Here is a 21,009-nt window from a genome sequence, read left to right on the forward strand (position 1 = left end):
CGCAGGTCTGCGCCCACGCCTCGAAGGCGGCGAGGTGGTCCTCGTCGGCCCCGCCACCCTCCCCGGCTGGGCCGACGAGGACCACCTCGCCGCCTTCGAGGCGTGGGCGCAGACCTGCGGGGTCGCCCGCGGCGCCGCGGCCGAGCGCCAGTGCCGCCGCGCCCGGGACCTGCAGCGCACCTCACGACCCGTGACGCCGACCCTCGCCCGGGCCTATTTCGAGACCGGCTTCGTGGTGGCGCCGGCGGAGACCGCCGACGGCGGGCCCGGTCGGTTGACCGCCTATTTCGCGCCAGAGTATGCGGCCCGTCGGGCGCCCGACGCGGAGTTCGACGCCCCGGTGCTGGCCCCGCCGCCGGACTGGCGGCCCGGGGACGTGCTGCCGCCCCGCGCGCAGATCGAGGCCGCGCCTCCGGGGCCGGTCCTGGCCTGGATGCGGGCCGAGGACCTGTTCTTCCTGCAGATCCAGGGCTCCGGCTACCTCACCTTCGAGGATGGCGGCCGCGCCCGGGCGGCCTACGCCGCCGACAACGGCCAACCGTTCGTGGGCATCGCCAGGCCCATGGCGGAACAGGGGCTGCTGCCGCCCGACGGGACCTCGGGAGAGGCGATCCGGGCCTGGCTCGCCGCCCGCCGCGGCGGAGAGGCGCGGGCGGTGATGGCGCTCAATCCCCGCTACATCTTCTTCAGGCTGGACGCCGACGACGGCGGCCATCCCGCCGGCGCCGCCAACACGCCGCTTCCGCCCCGCCGCGCCATCGCCGTCGATCCCGCCCACTGGCGCTACGGCGATCTGGTGTGGATCGCCGCCGACGGCGGCGACCTCCGCGGCGCGCGCGGCAGCTACAGCGGCCTGGTGGTCGCCCTGGACACGGGTTCGGCCATCCGCGGCCCGGTGCGCGCCGACCTCTACATGGGGCGCGGCCCGGACGCCGGGGCCGAGGCCGGCGCGGTCCGGCATCCGCTGCGCATGTGGCGGCTGACGCCGCGGGACTGAGCGCGAAGGCGCGCAGCGTCTTCCGCGGACGATTGACGGCGGGGCGCGGCGGCTTGACCATGGATCGATGAAGCCGCCGATCACCGTCCCCACCTCGACCGTGGCGCGCAACGCGCTGGTGGCCATCGCCATCGTCGCCTGCGGCGGCGCGCTCTACTGGCTGGCGGACATCCTGACGCCGCTGGCGATGGCCATCTTCCTGCTGATCATGATCGACGGCCTGCAGCGGTTCATCGAGGACCGCACGCCGGTGCCGTCGCATCTGGCCGGGGCGGCGGCGCTGATCGTGGTCACCCTCGGCTTCTTCGCCTCGATCGCCATCATCGCCAACGGGGCGCTGAACTTCTTCGACGCAGCCTCGGGCGTGACCACCCGGATCGGCCCGCGGCTGGACCAGATCATCCGCGACGTGTCCGGGCTGATCGGGGTCAGGACCGCGCCGACCGCCTCGGAGCTGATCGCCCAGCTCGACATCCGGAACTACCTGACCGCCTTCGCCCTGCAGGCGCAGGGCGCGGTGTCGGGCGCCATCTTCGTGCTGATCTACCTCGGTTTCCTGCTCGCCTCGCGGGCCGGGTTCAAGCGCAAGCTGGTCAGCATGTTCCCGGAGCGGGAGGCGCGCGGCGAAGCCCTGGAGGTGTTCCAGCGGGTGCGCAGCGGCGTGGAGGGCTACCTCTGGGTGCAGGCAGTCACGGGCGCGCTGATCTGCGCCTTCGCCTGGGTGCTGATGCGGGCGGTCGGGCTGCAGAACGCGGAGTTCTGGACCTTCGTCATCTTCGTGGTCGGCTTCATCCCCGTGCTGGGCGGGGCCGTGGCCGGTCTGGTGCCGCCGCTGTTCGCCCTGGTCCAGTTCGAGACCTACTGGCAGGCCACGGTGCTGCTGGTGGGCCTGCAGGCGATCCTGTTCGTCAGCGGCAACTTCATCCAGCCCCGCATGCAGGGCGAGAACCAGAACATCGATCCGGTGGTGGTGCTGCTGGCGCTCGCCTTCTGGGGCAAGGTCTGGGGCGTGGTCGGCATGTTCCTGTCGACGCCCCTGGCCGTCATGGCCATGGCCATCCTCGCCGAGTTCAAGGGCTCCCGGTGGATGGCCGTGCTGTTGTCGGGGGACGGGGAGCCCTATGGCGACGGCGCGAAGCCCTCCGACGCCGCGTCAACCCGCCGCAGCCTTCCGGCCGCGCCGGAGGAATCCGGCCATTGATCGGCCACACGCGGCGCCTATCTGCATCCTGTCGCCGCGGCCCCCTCCCCCTCCCCCAAGGCCGTGGCGGAATTGATCGGCGCCACCCCTCCCCTCCTGGGCGCCGGTCCGAAGAGGCCGCCGGGCGAAAGCCCGGCGGCCTTGTCGTTTCCGGCAGGCCCCCCGCCGCAGCGCGCCGCCGATCGACCCGGAACCCCGCCGGGGCTTCCCGTGGGCGACGGGCTGGCCTAGGACCGCCGGAGGCGGCTTGTCCGGGCGGAGAAGCAGCCTAGTCTGGCGCCCACTGACGGACCCGCAGCGGTCCGCAACCACATCCAAGAGAGCCCTCATGTCCGGCGAAACGGCCCCCAAGCTCCCTCAGGCGATCACGCTGGAGGCGCTGGAGACCGCTTTCGCGAGGGTGATGGGCCAGCCCCCCGGCCCGGCGGAGACTTCCTTCCTCGCCCAGGTGCTGGACGACTATGCGGCGGACGAGACCCCGGAGCTCGATCTGACCGACCTGTGCGCCCTGCTGGCGGCGGTGTGGCGCTCGTCCCGCGACCGGGAGCCGGGCGGCGCGGCGCTGATCAGCGTGGGTCCCCATACCGGCGCGCAGGGGCATCCGACCGGCTATGACGTCCTGTGGATCGTCCAGGACGACAAGCCCTTCCTCGTCGACAGCGTGATGGGCGAACTGGCCGAGGCCGGGGTCAGCGTCCGCGCCATGTACCACCCGGTCGTCGACCGCCCCGATGGCCGCATCTCCCTGATCATCGTGGTGATGGACTCCCTGCCGCAGGAGCGGCGGGACGCCCTGGGCGAGACCCTGGCGGCGACCATGGCGGACGTCCGCGCCGCCGTCGCGGACCACGGCGCCATGCACGCCCTGATCGAGCGCTCCATCGCCGAGCTCGAGGCCTCGGCGCCGGCCGTCGACCCGGAAGTGCTGGCCGAGAATCTCGCCTTCCTGCGCTGGCTGGCGTCGGACCACTTCGTCTTCCTGGGCGCCCGCGCCTACGAGTTCCCGCGCACCGCCGACGGCGGCTACGAGGCCGAGGCGCCGCTGTCGCTGTCCGGGGTCGGTCTCGGCGTGCTGGCCGATCCGGACCGCACCGTGCTGCGCCGGACCAACGAGCCGGCGGTGCTGACCCGCTCGATGAAGGCGCAGCTGAACCTGTCCGAGCCGGTGACCGTGGCCAAGGCCAACGTCCGCTCCCGCGTCCACCGCCGCGCCTACATGGACTACGTCGGGGTCAAGCGCTTCGGGCCGGACGGCAAGGCCTCGGGCGAGATCCGCTTCGTCGGCCTGTTCACCGCCGAGGCCTACGACAAGGTCGCCGGCGAGGTGCCGCTGATCCGGCGCAAGGTCCGCCAGGCCCTGGCCGCGGCCGGCAAGACCGAGGGCACCCACAGCTACAAGCGGCTGAAGAACATCCTCGAGAACTATCCGCGCGACGAGCTCTTCCAGGTGTCCGGCGAGGAGCTGCTCGAGATCGCCCTCGGCATCCTGCACCTGCACGACCGGCCGCGGATCAAGACCTTCACCCGCCGCGACCCGTTCGACCGTTTCGTCTCGGTACTGGCCTTCATCCCGCGCGAGCGCTTCCACGCCTCGGTGCGCGAGCGGATCGGCGCCATCCTCGCCCGCGCCTGGGGCGGCCGGGTGTCGGCCTGGTACCCCCAGTTGACCGACCAGCCGCTGGTGCGCATCCACTACATCATCGGCGTGACCCCGGGGGACCACCCCTGCCCGGACGAGGCGGCGCTCGCCGCCGAGATCGCCGAGGCGGGGCGCAGCTGGGTCGACCGTTTCGAAAGCGCGCTGCGCGCCGTGGACATCGACGAGGTCTCGGTCGGGCCCGTCAGCGCCCGCTGGGCCGAGGCCTTCGGGGCCGCCTACCGCGACCGCTACGACGCGGCCGAGGCGGTGCGCGACTACCGCGCCATCGACGCACTGAACGCCTCCGGCCAGGTCGGGGACGGCGAACCGGTGGCCGTGCGCGCCTTCCGCACCGACCGCGACGGCCCGCTGAACTTCCGCTTCAAGCTCTACCGCCGGGGCTCGGCGGTGCCGCTGTCGGACGTGCTGCCGGTCCTCGCCGACATGGGCCTGAAGACGCTGGAGGAATGGGGCCACGCGCTGAAGCCGGCCGGCGATCCCGAGATCCATGTGCACGAGTTCCTGCTCGAGGACCCGCGCGGCGGCGACCTCGACTTCGCCGACGTGCGGGGTCCGTTCGAGGACGCCTTCGTGGCCGTGTGGAACGGCCGCACCGAGAGCGACGGCTTCAACCGTCTCGTGCTGGAGCTCGGCGTCAGCTGGCGCGAGGCGGCCCTGATCCGCACCCTCGCCCGCTACCGGCAGCAGACCGGGCTCGATCCGAGCCAGGCGGTGCAGGAAGAGGCGCTGCGCGACTATCCGGACGTGGCGCGGGCCATCCTCGCCCTGTTCGCGGCCAAGTTCGACCCGGCCTCCGGCCTGGACGCCGCCGCCCGCGAAGCCGCGGTGGCGGAGCTGGACCGGCGCATCGTCGAGCTGCTGAAGGCGGTGAAGAGCCTCGACCACGACAAGGCGCTGCGCCGCCTCGCCCTGCTGGTCGGCGCGGTGAAGCGGACCAACTACTACCAGCCGGCCGCCGACGGGACGGCGAAGCCGTACATCTCGATCAAGATCGCCTCGCGCGAACTGGACGACCTGCCGCTGCCGAAGCCGTTCCGCGAGATCTTCGTCTGGGCGCCGCACGTCGAGGGCGTGCACCTGCGCTTCGGGCCGGTGGCGCGGGGCGGCCTGCGCTGGTCCGACCGCCGCGACGACTTCCGCACCGAGGTGCTCGGCCTGGTCAAGGCGCAGCAGGTCAAGAACGCGGTCATCGTGCCGGTCGGCTCGAAGGGCGGCTTCTATCCCAAGCACCTGCCGGCCATCGTCCGCGCGGGCGGCGACCGCGACGCCCAGCAGCAGGAGGCGATCCGGGCCTACAGGACCTTCCTGTCCGGCCTCCTCGACCTGACCGACAACATCGTGCGCGACGGGAGCGTCGTGCCGCCGGCCGCGGTGGTCCGCTGGGAGGGGGACGACCCCTATCTGGTGGTGGCGGCGGACAAGGGCACGGCGACCTTCTCCGACATCGCCAACGGCGTGTCGCGCGACTACGGCTTCTGGCTGGACGACGCCTTCGCCAGCGGCGGCTCGGCCGGCTACGACCACAAGCAGATGGGGATCACCGCCCGCGGCGCCTGGGAGGCGGTGAAGCGCCACTTCCGCGAGATGGGCAAGGACATCCAGACCGAGCCCTTCACCGTCGTCGGGGTCGGCGACATGTCGGGCGACGTGTTCGGCAACGGCATGCTGCTGTCCAAGGCCATCCGGCTGGTGGCGGCGTTCGACCACCGCGACATCTTCATCGATCCGGATCCGGATCCGGCCACCTCCTGGGCCGAGCGCAAACGCCTGTTCGAGCTCCCCCGCTCGAGCTGGCAGGACTATGACAGGTCCCTCATCTCGAAGGGCGGCGGGGTCTTCTCCCGTTCGGCCAAGTCGATCGAGCTGAGCCCGGAGATCCGGACCGCGCTGGACATCGCCGACGAGGCCCTGGACCCGGCCGGGCTGATGAAGGCGATCCTCAAGGCGCCGGCCGAGCTGCTCTACTTCGGCGGCATCGGCACCTATGTGAAGGCGGCGCACGAGACCGACGCCCAGGTCGGCGACAAGGCCAACGACGCCATCCGCGTCGACGGGATCGAGCTGCGCGCCAGGGTGATCGGCGAGGGGGCCAATCTCGGCCTCACCCAGGCCGGCCGCATCGGCTTCGCCCGCAACGGCGGCCGCGTGAACACCGACGCGATCGACAACTCCGCCGGCGTGGACAGCTCGGACCACGAGGTCAACATCAAGATCCTGACCGGATCGGCCATCGCCTCGGGCGCGCTGAAGGTCGAAGACCGCAACGCCCTGCTGGCCTCGATGACCGAGGAGGTCGGGCTGAAGGTGCTGGCCCACAACTACGACCAGACCCTCGCCCTGACCCTGCAGCAGGCCCAGGGGGCGGAGGCGCTCGACGCCCAGCAGCGCTTCATGCAGTGGCTGGGGGCCAAGGGCCGGCTGGACCGCAAGGTCGAGGGCCTGCCCGACGACCTGAGGCTGGCGGAGATGAAGGCCTCGGCCATGCCGCTGACGCGGCCCGAGCTGGCGGTGCTCACCGCCTATTCGAAGATCGAGCTGTTCGACGACATCGTGGCCTCGACCGCGCCGGACGATCCCTTCTTCCGCCAGACCCTGGTGCGGTACTTCCCGGGGCCGCTGGCGCGGTTCGAGACCGAGATGCAGGGCCACCGTCTCCGCCGCGAGATCATCTCGACCATCCTGTCGAACGAGATCGTCAACATGTGCGGCGCGACCTTCCCCGAGCGCCTGCGGCAGTCGGCCCGCTGCGACACCGGGGCCATGGTCATCGCCTTCGAGGCGGCGCGGCAGATCTTCCGCCTCGACGAGGCGTGGGACGCGGTCTCGGCCCTCGACCTGAAGATCAGCGCCGAGGCGCAGACGGCGCTCTACCAGGAGATCGCCACCGTGCTCCGCCGGCAGACCTTCTGGCTGGCGCGGCGGGCGACCCGCGGCGGCGCGACGGTCGACGGGCTGATCGCCGCCTATCGCTCGGCCGCGGACACCCTGCGGGCGGCCGGCGGCGCCGTGTTGTCGCGCTTCGAGCAGGGCAAGCTGGAGGGCCGGGTCCAGCAGTTCGTCGCCCTCGGGGCCGACGAGGCGATGGCCCGCGACCTGGCGATGCTGCGTCCGCTGGTGGCGACCGCCGACATCGCCGATCTGGCGCGCGAGGCCGGCTGGCCGGAGCCGGCCATGGCCATGCTCTACCACCAGGTCGGCGCGGCCTTCGATCTCGACAGGCTCCGGGCCGCCGCCGGCGCGGTGCCCGCCGCCGACCATTTCGACCGCCTCGCGGTGCGCCGGCTGATCGAGGACCTGATGTCCGAACAGACGGTGCTGACCCGGGCGGTGGCGCGGGCGTCCGACGCCGCCGTCGGCGCCACCGAGGCCGCGGCCGAGGCGGCGGTCGACGCCTGGATCGGCCACCGGCTGGAGATCGTCGAGGGGGTGCGGAGCTCGGTCGACGAGATCGAGACCTCCGGCGCCGGCTGGACCTTCGCCAAGCTGACCATCGCCAATGCGGCGATCCGGGAGATCGCGGCCGTCGCCGCCTGAGGGGGGCGGCCGGTCACGGACGGGAACAGGAGAGGGCCTATGCCGCGCAAGTTTCTGGTCGTGGTCGACGACAGCCCCGAGTTCGAGGGTGCGCTGCGCTACGCCGCGCGCCGCGCCCGCTCGACCGGCGGGCGGCTGGTCATGCTGCGGGTGATCCCGCCCGCCGCCCCGGACGCCCACTGGTCCGGGGTGCGGGAGGAGATCGAGCGGCAGACCCGGGCCGAGGCGGAGGCCATCCTCAACCGCTGGGCCGCCGAGGCGGGAGAGCGCGCCGGCTCGACGCCGATGCTGCTCATCGAGCGCGGCGAGCCGCAGGACTGCATCCGCAAGGTCGTCGGCGAGGATGCCGACATCAAGATCCTCGTGCTCGCGTCGGGGGAGGGCGGCCGCGGCCCGGGCCCGCTGGTCACCGCCCTCGTCAAGCAGGGCGCCGCCTTCACCGGGCGCAAGCTGCCGGTCACCATCGTGCCGGGCGAACTGACCGAGAAGGACATCGAGGACCTCGCCTGAGCCGCGGCGGGCGGGCCCCTTGAACCGGGCCGGCGCCGGGCGCACTTGTGCGCCATGTTCATCCAGACCGAGCCCACGCCGAACCCGAACGTCCTGAAGTTCCTGCCCGGCCGCGCCGTGGCGGCGGAGCCGTGCGAGTTCCGGACGATCGACGAGGCGGCGGCCTCGCCCCTGGCCGAGGCCCTGTTCGAGCTCGAGGGGGTCAGCGGCGTCTTCTTCGGGGCCGACTACGTCTCCGTCTCCCGGGAGGCCCACGGACCCGGCTGGCCGGCGCTCAAGGCGCCTGTGCTCACCGTGCTGATGGACCATTTCATGTCGGGCGCGCCCCTGCTCCGCGCCGGCGCTGCGGCCGGCGCGGAGGCCGGCGGCGAGGACAGCGAGGTCGTCGCCGAGATCAAGGCCCTGCTCGACAGTCGCATCCGACCGGCCGTGGCCCAGGACGGCGGGGACATCCTGTTCGACTCCTTCGACGAGGCCAGCGGCGTGCTGAGCCTGCGCATGCGGGGCGCCTGCGCCGGCTGCCCCTCCTCCTCCGCCACCCTGAAGGCCGGGGTCGAGCAGATGATGAAGCACTACGTGCCCGAGGTGACGCGGGTCGAGCAGGTGCTCTGAGCCGGGCGGGCTGAAACGGATTCGTCCTCGCCAGCCTCGCCGCCGTCGGCCATGATGCGGCCGATGGCGCGATTTGAGACCGACGACGAGGCCCGCCGGCTGGGCGACGCGCTCGCCGCCCTGCGGCGCGCGCGCGGCCTGAGCCAGGCCGAGGCGGGCGCGCGCCTGGGGATGACCAGCCAGGGCTGGGGCCTCTACGAGGCCGGCAAGCGCCCGGGCCTGTTCCGTCCGGACGTGCAGCGCCGGATGACGGCCGCCCTCGCCTCGACGCCCGAGGCGCTCCAGGCGCTCGCCGCGGGCGCCGACGCGCCCGAAGGCGAGGCCGGCCTTCCCGGCGTGCGCAGCGACGCGGCGGTCTGGGAAGGTCCGCCGCCGGCGGCGCGGCAGAGGCTTCAGCTCTCCACCGACGAACTGGCGCCGTGGGCGGCGTCCGGCGTGATTCTGGAGTACGCCCCCGGGCAGTGGCCGCGCCGCGACCAGGGCTGCGTGATCGAAACCGCGGACGGACGGCGGCTGGTGCGACTCTTCGAGCGCGCCGAGGCCGATCTGCTGGTCCTGCGCGGCGGGCCCGGCGGCCTGCAGGCGGAGGAGCGGCTGCCCCGGGCGGAGGCGCGGCGGGTGGCGGCGGTGGTGGCGCGGATCGAAACCTGATGAAACGATATTGTTGCCATGGCTCCAAAAAGATGAAACATTGGCGTTGGACATCGGGGAGCAGGCGCCATGGGGAGGAGCAGCCCGGCGGAAGAGGTCGACGCCTATGTCGGCGCGCGGATCAGCCTGCGCCGCGCCGCGCTGGGCCTGTCGCAGGCGGCGCTGGCGCAGCGGATCGGCGTGAGCTTCCAGCAGGTCCAGAAGTACGAGAGCGGGCAGAACCGCATCTCCGCCTCGCGGCTGCATCGGGTCGCCCGGGTTCTTGGAACCTCCGTCGAGACCTTCTTCCCGACCGCCGAGGGGCGCGAGATGGAGGCGGGGGGCGTGCAGACCCTGCGCGCGATCACGGCGACCCGGGACGGGCGCGTGCTGGCCTCCGCCTTTCCCCGCATTCCCGACCCGGCCCTGCGGCAGGCGGTGGCGCGGATCGTCGCCGCCCTGGCGCGGGACTGAAAACGCCCGATCGGGCCAGGAGCGCGCCGTGCGGGTGATGGTGATCGACACGGCCCTCGGCCTGTGCACGGCGGGCGTGTTCGAGGTCGGCGCCGGGGCGGCGCCCCTCGGCGTGCGGTCCGAGGCGATGGCCAAGGGGCACCAGGAGCGGCTGGGCGGGCTGGCCCGGGACGCCGCGGCCGAGGCCGGCGGGTTCGACCGCATCGAGCGGATCGGCGTGACGGTCGGTCCGGGGTCGTTCACCGGCCTCCGGGTCGGGCTCGCCTTCGCCCAGGGCCTCGGCGCGGCGCTGGGGCGGCCGGTCGTCGGGATCTCGACGCTCGACGCCCTCGCCGCGTCCGCCGGCGCCCCCGACGTCGCCGCCCTGATCGACGCCCGGCGCGGGCAGGTCTACGCGCGCTTCTGGCGGGACGGCTCGCCGGACGGCGGACCCCAGGCCCTGTCGCTGGAGGAGGCCGGGCGCCGCCTCGACGCCTGCCCGCCGGGCACGGTGCTGGTCGGGTCGGGCGCGGCCCTGTTCCCCGACGACGGGCGTCGGCGGCTGGAGCTGGCGGGCCCCGACCCGGCGGCGCTCGCCCGCCTGACCGCCCAAGGCGACCCGGCGGCGGAGCGGCCTGCGCCGCTCTACCTGCGCGCCCCCGACGCCACCCCGCCCAGCCGGCTGCCCGGCCAGGCCCGGCCGCCCCGGACGTGAGCGACCTGCCGCCGATGGACCCGGAACGGCTGGCGGAAATCCACGCCAGCGCCTTTGCGGAGCCGTGGGACGCCGCGGCGCTCGCCAGCCTGCTGTCGCAACCGGGCGTGTTCGTGGTCGCGGCGGAGGACGGATTCGCGCTGCTCCGGCGGGTCGTCGACGAGGCCGAACTCCTGACCGTGGCCGTGCGGCCCGGGGCCCGGCGCCGCGGCCTGGGCGCCCGCCTCGTCGCCGAAGGCCTGGCGCGGGCGCGGGCGTCGGGCGCGGAGCGGGTCTTCCTCGAGGTGGCGGAGGACAACGCCGCCGCCCGCGCCCTCTACGCCGGCTTCGGCTTCGTCGAGGCCGGCCGCCGGCGCGGCTACTATCCGGCGGCGGACGGCGGACGCCGCGACGCCCTGCTTTTGACACTCAACTTCCCGGCCGCGCTTCCCTAGGGCGACGACGCCCCCTATTCTGACGTCATGGACCGGATCGAGAAACTCTGCGCCGAGCGCGGCATGCGGATGACCGAGCAGCGCCGGGTGATCGCCCGCGTGCTCTCCTCGGCGGAGGACCATCCGGACGTCGAGGAGCTCTACCGGCGCGCCTCGGCGATCGATCCGCACATCTCGATCGCCACCGTCTACCGGACGGTGCGCCTGTTCGAGGAGGCCGGGGTCGTCGAGAAGCATGACTTCGGCGACGGCCGCAGCCGCTACGAGGAGGCGGGCGACGACCACCACGACCACCTGATCGACACCCGGTCGGGGGAGGTGATCGAGTTCTTCGACGCCGAGATCGAGCGTCTCAAGACCGAGATCGCCGAGCGCCTCGGTTTCGAACTGGTCGGCCACAAGCTCGAACTCTACGGCAAGCCGATCGAGGGGGCGGAGCCCTCGAAGCGGGAAGGGCTGATCTTCAAGCGCCACGCCCAGCGCGGGGACGACGCGGCGACCTGATCGCCTTGCCGTCGCCGGTTTCGGCGATCATAAGCCGCAGGATGACCGACACCCTCGCGAAGCCCGCGGTCGAACCGGCGCCGAAGCGCCTGTTCATCAAGACCTACGGCTGCCAGATGAACGTCTACGACTCGGAGCGCATGGCCGATGTGCTGCGGCCGCTCGGCTACGCCCCGACCGACACGGCCGAGGACGCCGACTTCGTCATCCTCAACACCTGCCACATCCGCGAAAAGGCGGCCGAGAAGGTCTATTCCGAGCTGGGCAAGCTGCGCCTGATGAAGGAGGAGCGGCAGGGGGCGATGACCATCGCCGTCGCCGGATGCGTCGCCCAGGCCGAAGGCGAGGAGATCATGCGCCGCCAGCCGGCGGTCGACCTGGTGGTCGGCCCGCAGGCCTATCACCAGCTGCCCGAGCTGCTGACCCGCACGGCCCGGGCGCGCGGCGAGCGCATCGGCGCCGACTTCGCTCCGGTCGACAAGTTCGACGCCCTGCCGGCCGCCCGCGGCGTGAACGGCGTCACCGCCTTCCTCACCGTGCAGGAGGGTTGCGACAAGTTCTGCACCTTCTGCGTGGTGCCCTACACACGGGGCGCCGAGTGGTCGCGACCGGTCGCCGCCGTGCTGGCCGAGGCGCGCGAGCTCGCCGCCCGGGGCGTGCGCGAGGTCACCCTGCTGGGCCAGAACGTCAACGCCTACGACGGCGAAGGGCCGGACGGAAAGCCGTCGTCCCTGGCGCGGCTGGCCTGGGCCCTGGCGGAGATCCCGGGTCTCGACCGGATCCGCTACACCACCAGCCACCCGAACGACATGTCGGACGAGCTGATCGCCGCCCATGGCGAGCTCGACGCCCTGATGCCCTACCTGCACCTGCCGGTGCAGTCGGGCTCGGACCGCATCCTGCGGCTGATGAACCGCAAGCACGGGCGGCAGGCCTATTTCGAACTGGTCGACCGCATCCGGGCGGTCCGACCCGACCTGGCCCTGTCGGGAGACTTCATCGTCGGCTTCCCCGGCGAGACCGACCGCGACTTCGAGGACACCCTCGATCTGGTGCGGCGGGTGAACTACGCCTCGGCCTTCTCCTTCATGTACTCGCCGCGCCCCGGCACGCCCGCGGCGACCATGGCCGCCCAGGTCCCCGACGAGGTCGCCCGCGCCCGCCTGCACGCCCTGCAGGCCCTGCTCACCGAGCAGCAGACCGCCTTCAACGCCTCCCGCGCCGGCCTCACCGTGCCCGTGCTGTTCGAGCGCAAGGGCCGCCACGGCGCCCAGGCCATCGGGCGTTCGCCCTGGCTGCAGTCGGTCCACGTCGAGGACGCGGATCATCTGATCGGCCAGATCGTTCCCGTGGCGATCGAGCGCGGCCAGCAGAACAGCCTGACGGGACGCCTGATGCAGCAGAAGGCGGCCTGATGGCGCGTGAGACCGAGTTCCTGGCCCTCGACGACGCGGCGCTGCGCGCGGTGATCGGTCCCAACAGCCGCCACGTCGCCCTGATCGAGGACGCCTTCAAGGTTCTGATCGAGGCCCCCGGCGGCGGCGTCACCATCAACGGTTCGCCCAAGGACCGCGCCCAGGCCCGACGGGTGGTGCAGACCCTGTCGGACCGGGCCGACACGGGTGCCGAGATCACCGAGGCGGACGTCCGCACCGCGCTGGGCGCGGCGGTCGCCACGCCGCGTCCCGGTCAGGGCCGCACGGTGCCGGACGCGGTCGCCCTGCCGGTCGGCCGACGCGGCGCCATCGCGCCGAAGACGGCGGCCCAGGCCCGCTATCTGGAGATGCTGTCGCGCTGCGAGCTCAGCTTCGGCGTCGGCCCGGCCGGCACCGGCAAGACCTTCCTCGCCGCCGCCTACGGCGCCTCCCTGCTGCGGCGGGGCCAGGTGGACCGGCTGGTCATCACGCGGCCGGCCGTCGAGGCCGGCGAGAAGCTCGGCTTCCTGCCCGGCGACCTGAACGAGAAGGTCGACCCTTACCTCGCCCCCATCTGGGAGGCGCTGAACGACATCCTCGGCGTCGACGACGTGCGCCGTCGCCGCGACAAGGGCGAGATCGAGGCCGCCCCGATCGCCTTCATGCGCGGCCGCACTCTCAGCCACGCCTTCATCATCGTCGACGAGGCCCAGAACACCTCGCGGCTGCAGATGAAGATGGTCCTGACCCGCCTGGGCGAGGGGGCGCGGATGGTGGTCACCGGCGATCCGTCGCAGGTCGACCTGCTCAATCCCCGCGACTCCGGCCTCGGCCACGCCCTGCGCATCCTCGACGGGGTGGAGGGCGTGGGCATGCTCCGCTTCGAGGCCTCGGACGTGGTCCGCCACGCCATGGTCGAGCGCATCGTGCGCGCCTATGACGCCGACGCCTCGCAGCAGCGGCCGCGGGCCGACCTGGAGGACCCCGACCGGTGATCGAGGTCGAGATCGAGGCGCCGGCCTGGACGGCGGACCTGCCCGGGGCCGCGCAGACGGTCGAGCGCGCCGCGGCGGCGGCCCTGGGCGGGACCGAGGGCGACCTCGTCGTGCTGCTGACCGACGACGCGGCCGTCCGCGCGCTGAACGCCCGCTTCCGCGACCGCGACCGGCCGACCAATGTCCTGTCCTTCCCGGCCGCGGCCAGCGCCGCGCCGCACCTGGGCGACCTCGTGCTGGCGCATGGCGTGTGCGCCGCCGAGGCGGAGGCGCAGGGCAAGTCGCTGGCCGATCACCTCGCCCACCTGACCGTGCACGGCGTGCTGCACCTGCTGGGTCGCGACCATGAGGACGAGGCCGAGGCCGAGGCCATGGAGGCGGAGGAGCGTCGCATCCTCGCCGGCCTCGGCGTCGCCGATCCGTACCGGGGGGACGGCGTTGACGCCTGATCCCGCCCGTCGCCGACGCATGGCCGCCCGCTTCGGGCGCATCGCCCTGGCGCTGCTCGCCGGCGCCGGCGCAGCGCTGGCGCACCCCCCGTTCGGCCTGCTGCCGGGCCTGCTCGGCTATCCCCTGCTGATGCTCCTCGCCGAGCGCGCCGCCGGCCCCCGCGGGGGGTTCTGGATGGGCTGGCTGGCCGGCTTCGCCTACTTCTTCATCAGCTGCTGGTGGGTCGCCGAGGCCTTCCTCGTCAACCCGGCCCAGGCCTGGATGGCGCCTTTCGCCGCCTCCCTGCTGCCGATCGGACTGGGCCTGTTCTGGGGGGCCGCCGCCGCCCTGTACCGCCGCTTCCGCCCCGGCGGCGTCCGGCGCGTGCTCGTCTTCGCCGCCCTGTTCTGCCTGATGGAGTGGCTGCGCGGCCATGTGCTGACCGGCTTCCCCTGGAACCCCGCCGGGGCCAGCTGGAAGGCGGGCTCGGGGGCGTCCCAGTTCGCCGCCGTCGCCGGCGTCTACGGCCTCAGCCTCGTCACCGTCGCCTCGGTCTCCGCCCTGGCGCCGCTGCTCGCCCCTGGCGACCGGCGGCGGCGGATCGGCGCGGCCGTGGCCGGGGGCCTCGCGCTGGCGGCCCTCGTCGTCGGCGGCCAGGTCCGGCTGGCCGGGGCCCGGCTCGAGGCGACCGGGCCGCTGGTGCGCGTCGTCCAGGCCGACGTGCCGCAGGAGTCAAAGTGGTCGCCGGAGGCCTACCGGGGCATCGTCCAGCGCTATGTGAACCTCACCGCCCGGCCCGGCGCCGCCCGGCCGGACATCGTGGTCTGGCCGGAGGGCGCCCTGCCGGCCTCGGCCAACCAGGTCTTCGCGCCCGGCGCCTGGGAGGCGGCGGCCATCACCCGCGCCCTGCAGCCGGGCCAGACGCTGATCGCCGGCCTCGGCCGCGGCGAGCCCGACCCGTCGAGCCCCGAGGGCGCGCGCTACTACAACAGCGCCTTCGTGCTCACCGACGCCGGCGCCGCCGGCGTGCGCATCGCCGCCGTCTACGACAAGCACCGGCTGGTGCCCTTCGGCGAGTACCTGCCGGCCGGGGGCGTGCTGGGGGCGCTCGGGGTGCGCAGCCTCACGCACATGCCGCTGGACTTCAGCCCCGGCCCCCGGCCCGCGCCGGTCTCCATCCCCGGCGCGCCCTCCGCCCAGCCGCTGATCTGCTACGAGAGCCTCTATCCCGGGTTCACGCCCGGCGCGGCGGGTCGGCCGGGCTGGATCGTCAACATCTCGAACGACGCCTGGTTCGGCCGCACCTCGGGTCCGGTCCAGCACCTGAACCTCGCCAGCTACCGGGCGATCGAGACCGGCCTGCCGGTGGTGCGCTCCACGCCGACGGGCGTCTCGGCGGTCATCGATCCCTGGGGGCGGGTGGTCGACGGCCAGCGCCTGGACCCGGGCGAAAGCGGCGTGATCGACGCGCGCCTGCCGCAACCGGCGGCGATCACCCTCTACGGTCGGGTCGGGGACCTGCTGTTCTGGCTGGGCGTCATCGCCGCCCTGGCCGCCGGGATTCCCTGGCGGCGACTCCGCGGCCGCCGGCGGGCCGCCTGAGGGCGGGGGCCGTCATCCCCGCTGCGCCGCCGCAGTGCAAAAATTGGATGACATAAGCTCAAGCTCGGCGCATTCAGGCGCTGCGGGTTCCGTGTCGTGAGGACGAACACCATGGCTAGAGGCAAGGGCGAGGACGGCCCCCACCCGGTCGACCGGCACGTGGGACGCCGCGTGTGCGAGAAGCGGCTGGCGCTGGGCTACAACCAGAGCGATCTCGGGCGCGCGCTGGGCCTGACCTTCCAGCAGATCCAGAAGTACGAGAAGGGCGCGAACCGGATCTCGGCCTCCAAGCTTTGGGACATCGCCCGCTTCTTCAAGGTCGACATCGGCTACTTCTTCGAAGGCCTGGCCGGCGCCCAGGCGGGCGTGGCCGAGGGCGGCGGGACGTACGAGCACGACTTTCCCTCGACCCGCTACACGATCGAGATCGGCCGCCTGGCGCCGCAGCTGCCCACCCGACAGCAGAAGCTGGCGCTGGAGCTGATCCGCGAGATGGCCGGCCGCGACGACGCGGACGAGGCCTGAGCGTCAGCCCCCGGCGTCGTTTCGCGCCCGCCCGAAGGTCGGGGCGGCGGCCTTCTGTTCGGCCCAGTAGGCGGCGCCCTCCCGCGGCTTGAACATGGTCCGCGGCGCGCCGTCGCGGGAGACCACGGCGAAGGTGTTGGTCGACGCCTCGTAGAGCAGGACGTCGCCGTTGGGCCGCTCGGCCCTTTCCGTCCCCGCCGGCGGACGGCGGGTGAAGGCCTCGACCTTGTCCAGATACTCGGCCGGCGTCCGGGCGCCGAAATCGGCGCCGTTGCGCTCGAACAGGCGGATCACCTTCTCGTCCACCGTCTCCCGCCGGCTGGCCGTCAGCCGCGGCGCCGCGCCGGTCGCGGGCGTCGCCGTCGGCGGTCCCGCATCGGCGGCCAGCGGCGGAGCCGCGGCCTCGCCGGTCGGCCGCTCGCGGGTCTCCACCGCCGAGCCGCCGTCGCCGCAGGCGGACAATCCCAGAAGCACGGCGGCGGCCGTGATCGCACGCAGGTTCGACATCACTCCCTCCCTCCATCGGGAACGACCCCGGCAAAGGTTAATCACAGGTGGGATGTTCGCGCAATGTTCTCGTAGTGTCGGCCCTCGACGGCAAAGCACGGCGTCGCTAGACCAGCGACATGACCCCAGGCACGCTCTCCGGACGCCGGATCCTGCTCATCGTCGGGGGCGGCATCGCCGCCTACAAGGCGCTGGAGCTCGTGCGCCTGCTCCGCAAGGCCGGGGCGGAGACGATGAGCGTGCTGACGGCGGCGGGGGCGGAGTTCGTCACCCCGATGTCGCTCGCGGCCCTGACCGGCCATCCCGTCCGGCAGTCGCTGTTCCTGCCCGACGACGAGACGGCCATGGGCCACATCGAGCTGTCGCGATGGGCGGATCTCGTGGTGGTGGCCCCGGCCACGGCGGGCCTGTTGGCCAAGGCCGCCAACGGCCTCGCCGACGATCTCGCCTCGACCACCCTGCTGGCCACCGACAAGCGCGTGCTGTGGGCCCCGGCGATGAACGTGCGCATGTGGCTGCACCCGGCCGTGCAGGCGAACGTCGAGCGTCTGCGCGCCTTTGACGGGTTGCACGCGGGCGCCTTCGTCGGACCGGACGAGGGCGAGATGGCCTGCGGCGAGTTCGGTCCCGGCCGGATGGCCGAGCCGGCGGCGATCCTGTCCGCGGTCGAGGCGCTGGTCGCCGGCCCGGCGGGGCGGCCGCTCGCCGGACGGACCGCCGTGGTCACGGCCGGGCCCACCTTCGAGCCGATCGACCCGGTGCGCGGCCTGACCAACCGCTCCAGCGGCAAGCAGGGCTACGCCATCGCCGGAGCCCTGGCCGATCTCGGGGCGCGGGTCACGCTGGTGTCGGGCCCCGTGGCGCTGCAGGCGCCGCCGGGGGTCGAGCGGGTGTGGATCGAGACCGCCCGGGAGATGCAGGCGGCGGTCGACGCCGCCCTGCCCGCGGACATCGCGGTGATGAGCGCCGCCGTGGCCGACTGGCGCGTGGACGGCGTCGCCTCGGGCAAGATCAAGAAGGCCCCCGGCGGGCCGCCGTCCCTGGCCCTGATCGAGAATCCCGACATCCTCGCCGGCGTCTCCGCCCCCGGAAAGAAGCGGCCGGGGCTGGTGGTCGGCTTCGCCGCCGAGACCGCGGACCTCGAGGCCAACGCCCGGGCCAAGCTGTCGCGCAAGGGCTGCGACTGGATCGTCGGCAACGACGTCTCCGCCGGCGTCTTCGGCGCCGAGGACAACGCCGTCACCCTGTTCACCCGCGGCGGCGCCGCCGAACCGTGGCCGCCCCTGTCCAAGGCCGAGGTGGCGCGCCGGCTGGCGGCCCGCATCGCCGGTCATTTCAGCGCCTGAGGATTTCCGCCCCATGACGACCGTCCGCGTCGAACGTCTGCCGTCCGCCGAAGGACTGCCGCCGCCCGCCTACGAAACCTCCGGATCGGCCGGGATGGACCTGCGCGCGGCCCTGCCGGAGGACGCGCCGCTGACGCTGGAGCCGGGCGGGCGGGCGCTGGTCCCCACCGGGCTGAAGATCGCGCTGGAGCCCGGCTTCGAAGCCCAGGTGCGGCCGCGTTCGGGCCTGGCCCTGAAGCACGGGATCACCTGCCTGAACGCGCCGGGCACCATCGACAGCGACTACCGGGGCGAGGTAGGGGTGATCCTCGTCAACCACGGGCGCGAGCCGTTCGTGATCCGCCGGGGGGAGCGGATCGCCCAGATGGTCGTCGCCCGCCACGAGCAGGCGACGCTGGTGGAGGTGGAGGCCCTGGACGCCACCGCCCGCGGCGCCGGCGGTTTCGGCTCGACCGGCCGCTAGGGAGCGGAACGGGGCGCAGGCGCGTTAACCCTGCCTCACGGCCAAGCTGGCCGCAGCTGCAGAGGGAGGTCGCGTATGGAGTCCATGTTCGATTCTGCGGGAGCAATCCTTGCGGGTCTGTTCGAGCTCGCCCAAGGCGGGTTCGACGGCGTCAACCAGGTCACGGGCTTGCTGATCGCGGTCATCGGCGCGTTGCTGATGCCAGGGTGGAGCCGCCTCTGGGCCACGGCGCTCGGCGCGGCCTTCGCCCACATTCTGATCGGCGTGCTCCGCCCGGTGCTGGACGGCGGGGCGCTGGCCCTGCCGCCCCTGCTGAGCCTCGGCTTCTGGATGACTGTGCTGGCCCTGTTCCTGGGCTACGCGATCGTCATCGCCGTCTTCTTCCTGATCCGCACCCTGTTCACCGGCGGACTGCATGTCCGTCGGCGTCACGCGCACTGATCACGCCTGGCGAAAGCCCAGCACGTCCTGCATGTCGTAGAGGCCGGGCTTGCGGCTGCGCACCCAGGCCGCGGCCGCGACCGCGCCCTTGGCGAAGAGCGAGCGGTCGATGGCGGAGTGGCTGAGGGTCAGCACCTCGTCCGCCGAGGCGAACAGGACCGTGTGCTCGCCGATGATCCCGCCGGCGCGGATCGAGGAGAAGCCGATCCGGCCTTCCGGGCGCGGTCCGGTGATCCCGTCCCACGGCGCGGCGCGCAGGGCCGACAGGTCCTCGCCCCGACCGTTGGCGGCGGCTTCGCCCAGCATCAGCGCGGTCCCGGACGGGGCGTCCACCTTGCGCCGGTGGTGCGCCTCGGCGATCTCGATGTCCCACTCCCGGCCGTCCAGCCGCTGGGCGGCGTGCTCGACCAGGCCGATCAGGATGTTGACGCCGAGCGAGAAATTGCCGCTGCGAACGATGGCGATCCGCTCGGAGGCCCGGAGGATTTCGGCCTCCTGCTCCGGCGACAGGCCGGTCGAGCCGATCACCAGGGCGGGTCCGCCGTTGTCGGCGCAGGCGCGGGCCAGCTCGACCGAGGCGTCGGCGGTGGAGAAGTCGATGATCACGTCGCACAGCGACAGGTCGGGGGTTTCGCCGCGGTCGAAGCGGGCCGCGACGACCACGTCCTCCCGCGCGTCCAGCACGGCGGAGACGGCCCGGCCCATCCGGCCGCGGGCGCCGGAGATTCCGGCGTGAAAGATGGCGCTCAAGTCCTGCCCCCCGGCGTGATCACTGGGCTGTTTCCCCGAGGATGTCGGCCCAGAAGCGCTTGGCCTTGCCGGCGAAGCTGGTGTTTCGCGGCGTCTGGCTCTCGCCTAGGGAGGCGGCCAGCTCCTCGAGCAGCGCCTTCTGGTGCGGCGTCAGGTCCGTCGGCGTCTCGACGAACAGCTCCACCACCAGGTCGCCGCGCTGGCGGCCGTTCAGGTGGGGCATGCCCTTGCCCTTGATGCGGACGGTCTTGCCGGTCTGGGCCCCGGCGGGCACCGCCACCGGCTGCTTGCACCGGCCGTCGCAGGCGTCGGAGACCAGACAGGGCGCCTCGATCTCGCCGCCGAGGGCGGCCACGGTCATCGGCACGGGCACGGTCACCAGCAGGTCGAGGTTGTCGCGCTCGAACAGCTCGTGCGGCGTCACCGAGACGAAGACGTAGAGGTCGCCCCGCGGACCGCCGCGCTGGCCGGCGTCGCCCTCGCCCGACAGGCGGATGCGCGAGCCGTCGTCGACCCCGGCCGGGACCTTGAGCTGCAGCTTGCGGGTCTTCCGAACCTGGCCGTGGCCGTGGCAGGTCCCGCACGGCTCGGCGATCATCTGGCCCTGGCCGCCGCAGCGGGGGCAGGTGCGCTCGACCTGGAAGAAGCCGTTGGCGGTGCGAATGCGCCCGGCGCCCTGGCAGGTGGTGCAGGTGACCGGCTTCGTGCCCGGCTTCGCGCCCGAGCCTTCGCAGGTCTCGCACGCGGCGGTGGTGGGCACGCCGATCTCGACGTCGGCGCCCTTGTAGGCCTGCTCCAGGGTGATCTCGAGGTCGTAGCGGAGATCGGAGCCGCGGCGGGGGCCCGCCTGGGCGCGGCCGGTGCGGCCGCCGAACACGTCCCCGAACGCCTCGCCGAAGACCTGGGAGAAGATGTCGTTGACGTCGGCGAAGCCGGCCCCGCCGGCCCCGAAGGGATTGCCGCCGCCGCCGCCGTTCACCCCCGCATGGCCGAAGCGGTCATAGGCGGCGCGCTTCTGCTCGTCGGAGAGCACCGAATAGGCTTCGGAGATCTCCTTGAAGCGCGCCATGGACTCCTCGCAGCCGCCGTTGCGGTCGGGGTGGTGCTGCATGGCCAGCTTGCGGTAGGCCGACTTCAGGCCGGCCGCGTCGACCGTCCGCTCGACTCCCAGAATTTCGTAATAGTCCCGCGCCATCCGGCGTTCGTCCTCTTACTCTCCCGCCCCGCCGCGCGCCCTTGTGCCGGGCGTCTGAAGCTGGGGCGTTGACCGGGCTGACATGGGCGCC

General features: G+C 73.2%; 21 protein-coding genes. 18 read left to right on the forward strand and 3 right to left on the reverse strand.

The annotated features are described in order from the left end of the window. From H2038_RS12115 to H2038_RS12185, 15 genes are all read left to right on the forward strand, one after another. A partial coding sequence (locus H2038_RS12115) for an MltA domain-containing protein (protein WP_292113516.1) occupies positions 1 to 997 on the forward strand: 997 nt, incomplete at its 5' end. Positions 998 to 1,064: 67 nt separating this feature from the next. Continuing rightward, positions 1,065 to 2,198 (forward strand): AI-2E family transporter, encoded by a 1,134-nt coding sequence (locus H2038_RS12120; RefSeq protein ID WP_292113520.1) that lies wholly within the window; start codon positions 1,065 to 1,067, stop codon positions 2,196 to 2,198. Positions 2,199 to 2,526: 328 nt separating this feature from the next. After that, entirely contained in the window at positions 2,527 to 7,392 is a 4,866-nt protein-coding gene (locus tag H2038_RS12125) for an NAD-glutamate dehydrogenase (protein ID WP_292113523.1), read from the forward strand. Between the two features lie 39 nt (positions 7,393 to 7,431). Then, entirely contained in the window at positions 7,432 to 7,902 is a 471-nt protein-coding gene (locus H2038_RS12130; RefSeq protein WP_292113526.1) for a universal stress protein, read from the forward strand. A gap of 54 nt (positions 7,903 to 7,956) precedes the next feature. Then, positions 7,957 to 8,514: a NifU family protein gene (locus H2038_RS12135; protein WP_292113529.1), complete on the forward strand. Its 558-nt coding sequence runs from the start codon at positions 7,957 to 7,959 to the stop codon at positions 8,512 to 8,514. A gap of 63 nt (positions 8,515 to 8,577) precedes the next feature. After that, entirely contained in the window at positions 8,578 to 9,165 is a 588-nt protein-coding gene (locus H2038_RS12140) for a helix-turn-helix transcriptional regulator (RefSeq protein WP_292113532.1), read from the forward strand. A 69-nt stretch (positions 9,166 to 9,234) separates the two neighbouring features. After that, entirely contained in the window at positions 9,235 to 9,618 is a 384-nt protein-coding gene (locus tag H2038_RS12145; protein WP_292113535.1) for a helix-turn-helix domain-containing protein, read from the forward strand. Positions 9,619 to 9,655: 37 nt separating this feature from the next. Next, positions 9,656 to 10,312 carry a tRNA (adenosine(37)-N6)-threonylcarbamoyltransferase complex dimerization subunit type 1 TsaB gene (gene tsaB / locus H2038_RS12150; RefSeq protein ID WP_292113643.1) on the forward strand — a complete coding sequence of 219 codons (657 nt, stop codon included), beginning with the start codon at positions 9,656 to 9,658 and terminating at the stop codon, positions 10,310 to 10,312. Continuing rightward, a complete protein-coding gene (gene rimI / locus H2038_RS12155) occupies positions 10,309 to 10,746 on the forward strand; it encodes a ribosomal protein S18-alanine N-acetyltransferase (protein ID WP_366926501.1) in 438 nt (145 codons plus the stop codon). The genes tsaB and rimI overlap by 4 nt, the downstream gene beginning before the upstream one ends. Positions 10,747 to 10,773: 27 nt before the next feature. Beyond that, positions 10,774 to 11,250 (forward strand): Fur family transcriptional regulator, encoded by a 477-nt coding sequence (locus H2038_RS12160; RefSeq protein ID WP_292113537.1) that lies wholly within the window; start codon positions 10,774 to 10,776, stop codon positions 11,248 to 11,250. A 41-nt stretch (positions 11,251 to 11,291) separates the two neighbouring features. Then, positions 11,292 to 12,665, forward strand: coding sequence for a tRNA (N6-isopentenyl adenosine(37)-C2)-methylthiotransferase MiaB (miaB, locus tag H2038_RS12165; protein ID WP_292113540.1), 1,374 nt, complete (start codon positions 11,292 to 11,294; stop codon positions 12,663 to 12,665). Further along, on the forward strand, positions 12,665 to 13,660 hold the full coding sequence (locus H2038_RS12170; protein ID WP_292113543.1) for a PhoH family protein: 996 nt from the start codon (positions 12,665 to 12,667) through the stop codon (positions 13,658 to 13,660). Before miaB ends, H2038_RS12170 begins: the two co-directional genes overlap by 1 nt. Next, complete coding sequence (gene ybeY / locus H2038_RS12175) at positions 13,657 to 14,109, forward strand: rRNA maturation RNase YbeY (protein WP_292113546.1); 453 nt, start codon at positions 13,657 to 13,659, stop codon at positions 14,107 to 14,109. Before H2038_RS12170 ends, ybeY begins: the two co-directional genes overlap by 4 nt. Before the next feature lie 19 nt (positions 14,110 to 14,128). Continuing rightward, positions 14,129 to 15,691, forward strand: a complete 1,563-nt coding sequence (gene lnt, locus H2038_RS12180) for an apolipoprotein N-acyltransferase (RefSeq protein WP_292113549.1) — start codon at positions 14,129 to 14,131, stop codon at positions 15,689 to 15,691. Between the two features lie 111 nt (positions 15,692 to 15,802). Further along, positions 15,803 to 16,216 (forward strand): helix-turn-helix transcriptional regulator, encoded by a 414-nt coding sequence (locus H2038_RS12185; RefSeq protein WP_292113552.1) that lies wholly within the window; start codon positions 15,803 to 15,805, stop codon positions 16,214 to 16,216. Between the two features lie 3 nt (positions 16,217 to 16,219). Here H2038_RS12185 and H2038_RS12190 read toward each other — a convergent pair whose 3' ends face one another. Beyond that, entirely contained in the window at positions 16,220 to 16,723 is a 504-nt protein-coding gene (locus H2038_RS12190) for an S-type pyocin family protein (RefSeq protein WP_292113555.1), read from the reverse strand. A 119-nt stretch (positions 16,724 to 16,842) separates the two neighbouring features. On the opposite strand from H2038_RS12190, the gene coaBC reads away from it, so the two are divergent. The 3 genes from coaBC (at position 16,843) to H2038_RS12205 (ending at position 18,973) form a co-directional block, all read left to right on the forward strand. Next, positions 16,843 to 18,069, forward strand: coding sequence for a bifunctional phosphopantothenoylcysteine decarboxylase/phosphopantothenate--cysteine ligase CoaBC (gene coaBC / locus H2038_RS12195; protein ID WP_292113558.1), 1,227 nt, complete (start codon positions 16,843 to 16,845; stop codon positions 18,067 to 18,069). A gap of 13 nt (positions 18,070 to 18,082) precedes the next feature. Beyond that, entirely contained in the window at positions 18,083 to 18,532 is a 450-nt protein-coding gene (dut, locus tag H2038_RS12200) for a dUTP diphosphatase (protein ID WP_292113562.1), read from the forward strand. Positions 18,533 to 18,616: 84 nt separating this feature from the next. Then, complete coding sequence (locus tag H2038_RS12205; RefSeq protein WP_292113565.1) at positions 18,617 to 18,973, forward strand: hypothetical protein; 357 nt, start codon at positions 18,617 to 18,619, stop codon at positions 18,971 to 18,973. On the opposite strand, the gene dapB is transcribed toward H2038_RS12205, so the two are convergent. Both dapB and dnaJ read right to left on the reverse strand, forming a co-directional pair. Further along, positions 18,974 to 19,723 carry a 4-hydroxy-tetrahydrodipicolinate reductase gene (gene dapB, locus H2038_RS12210; RefSeq protein WP_292113567.1) on the reverse strand — a complete coding sequence of 250 codons (750 nt, stop codon included), beginning with the start codon at positions 19,721 to 19,723 and terminating at the stop codon, positions 18,974 to 18,976. 19 nt (positions 19,724 to 19,742) lie between these two features. Then, complete coding sequence (dnaJ, locus tag H2038_RS12215) at positions 19,743 to 20,918, reverse strand: molecular chaperone DnaJ (protein WP_292113570.1); 1,176 nt, start codon at positions 20,916 to 20,918, stop codon at positions 19,743 to 19,745. Positions 20,919 to 21,009: the final 91 nt, after the last annotated feature.

The organism is Brevundimonas sp. (assembly GCF_013912005.1).
Taxonomy (GTDB): Bacteria; Pseudomonadota; Alphaproteobacteria; order Caulobacterales; family Caulobacteraceae; genus Brevundimonas.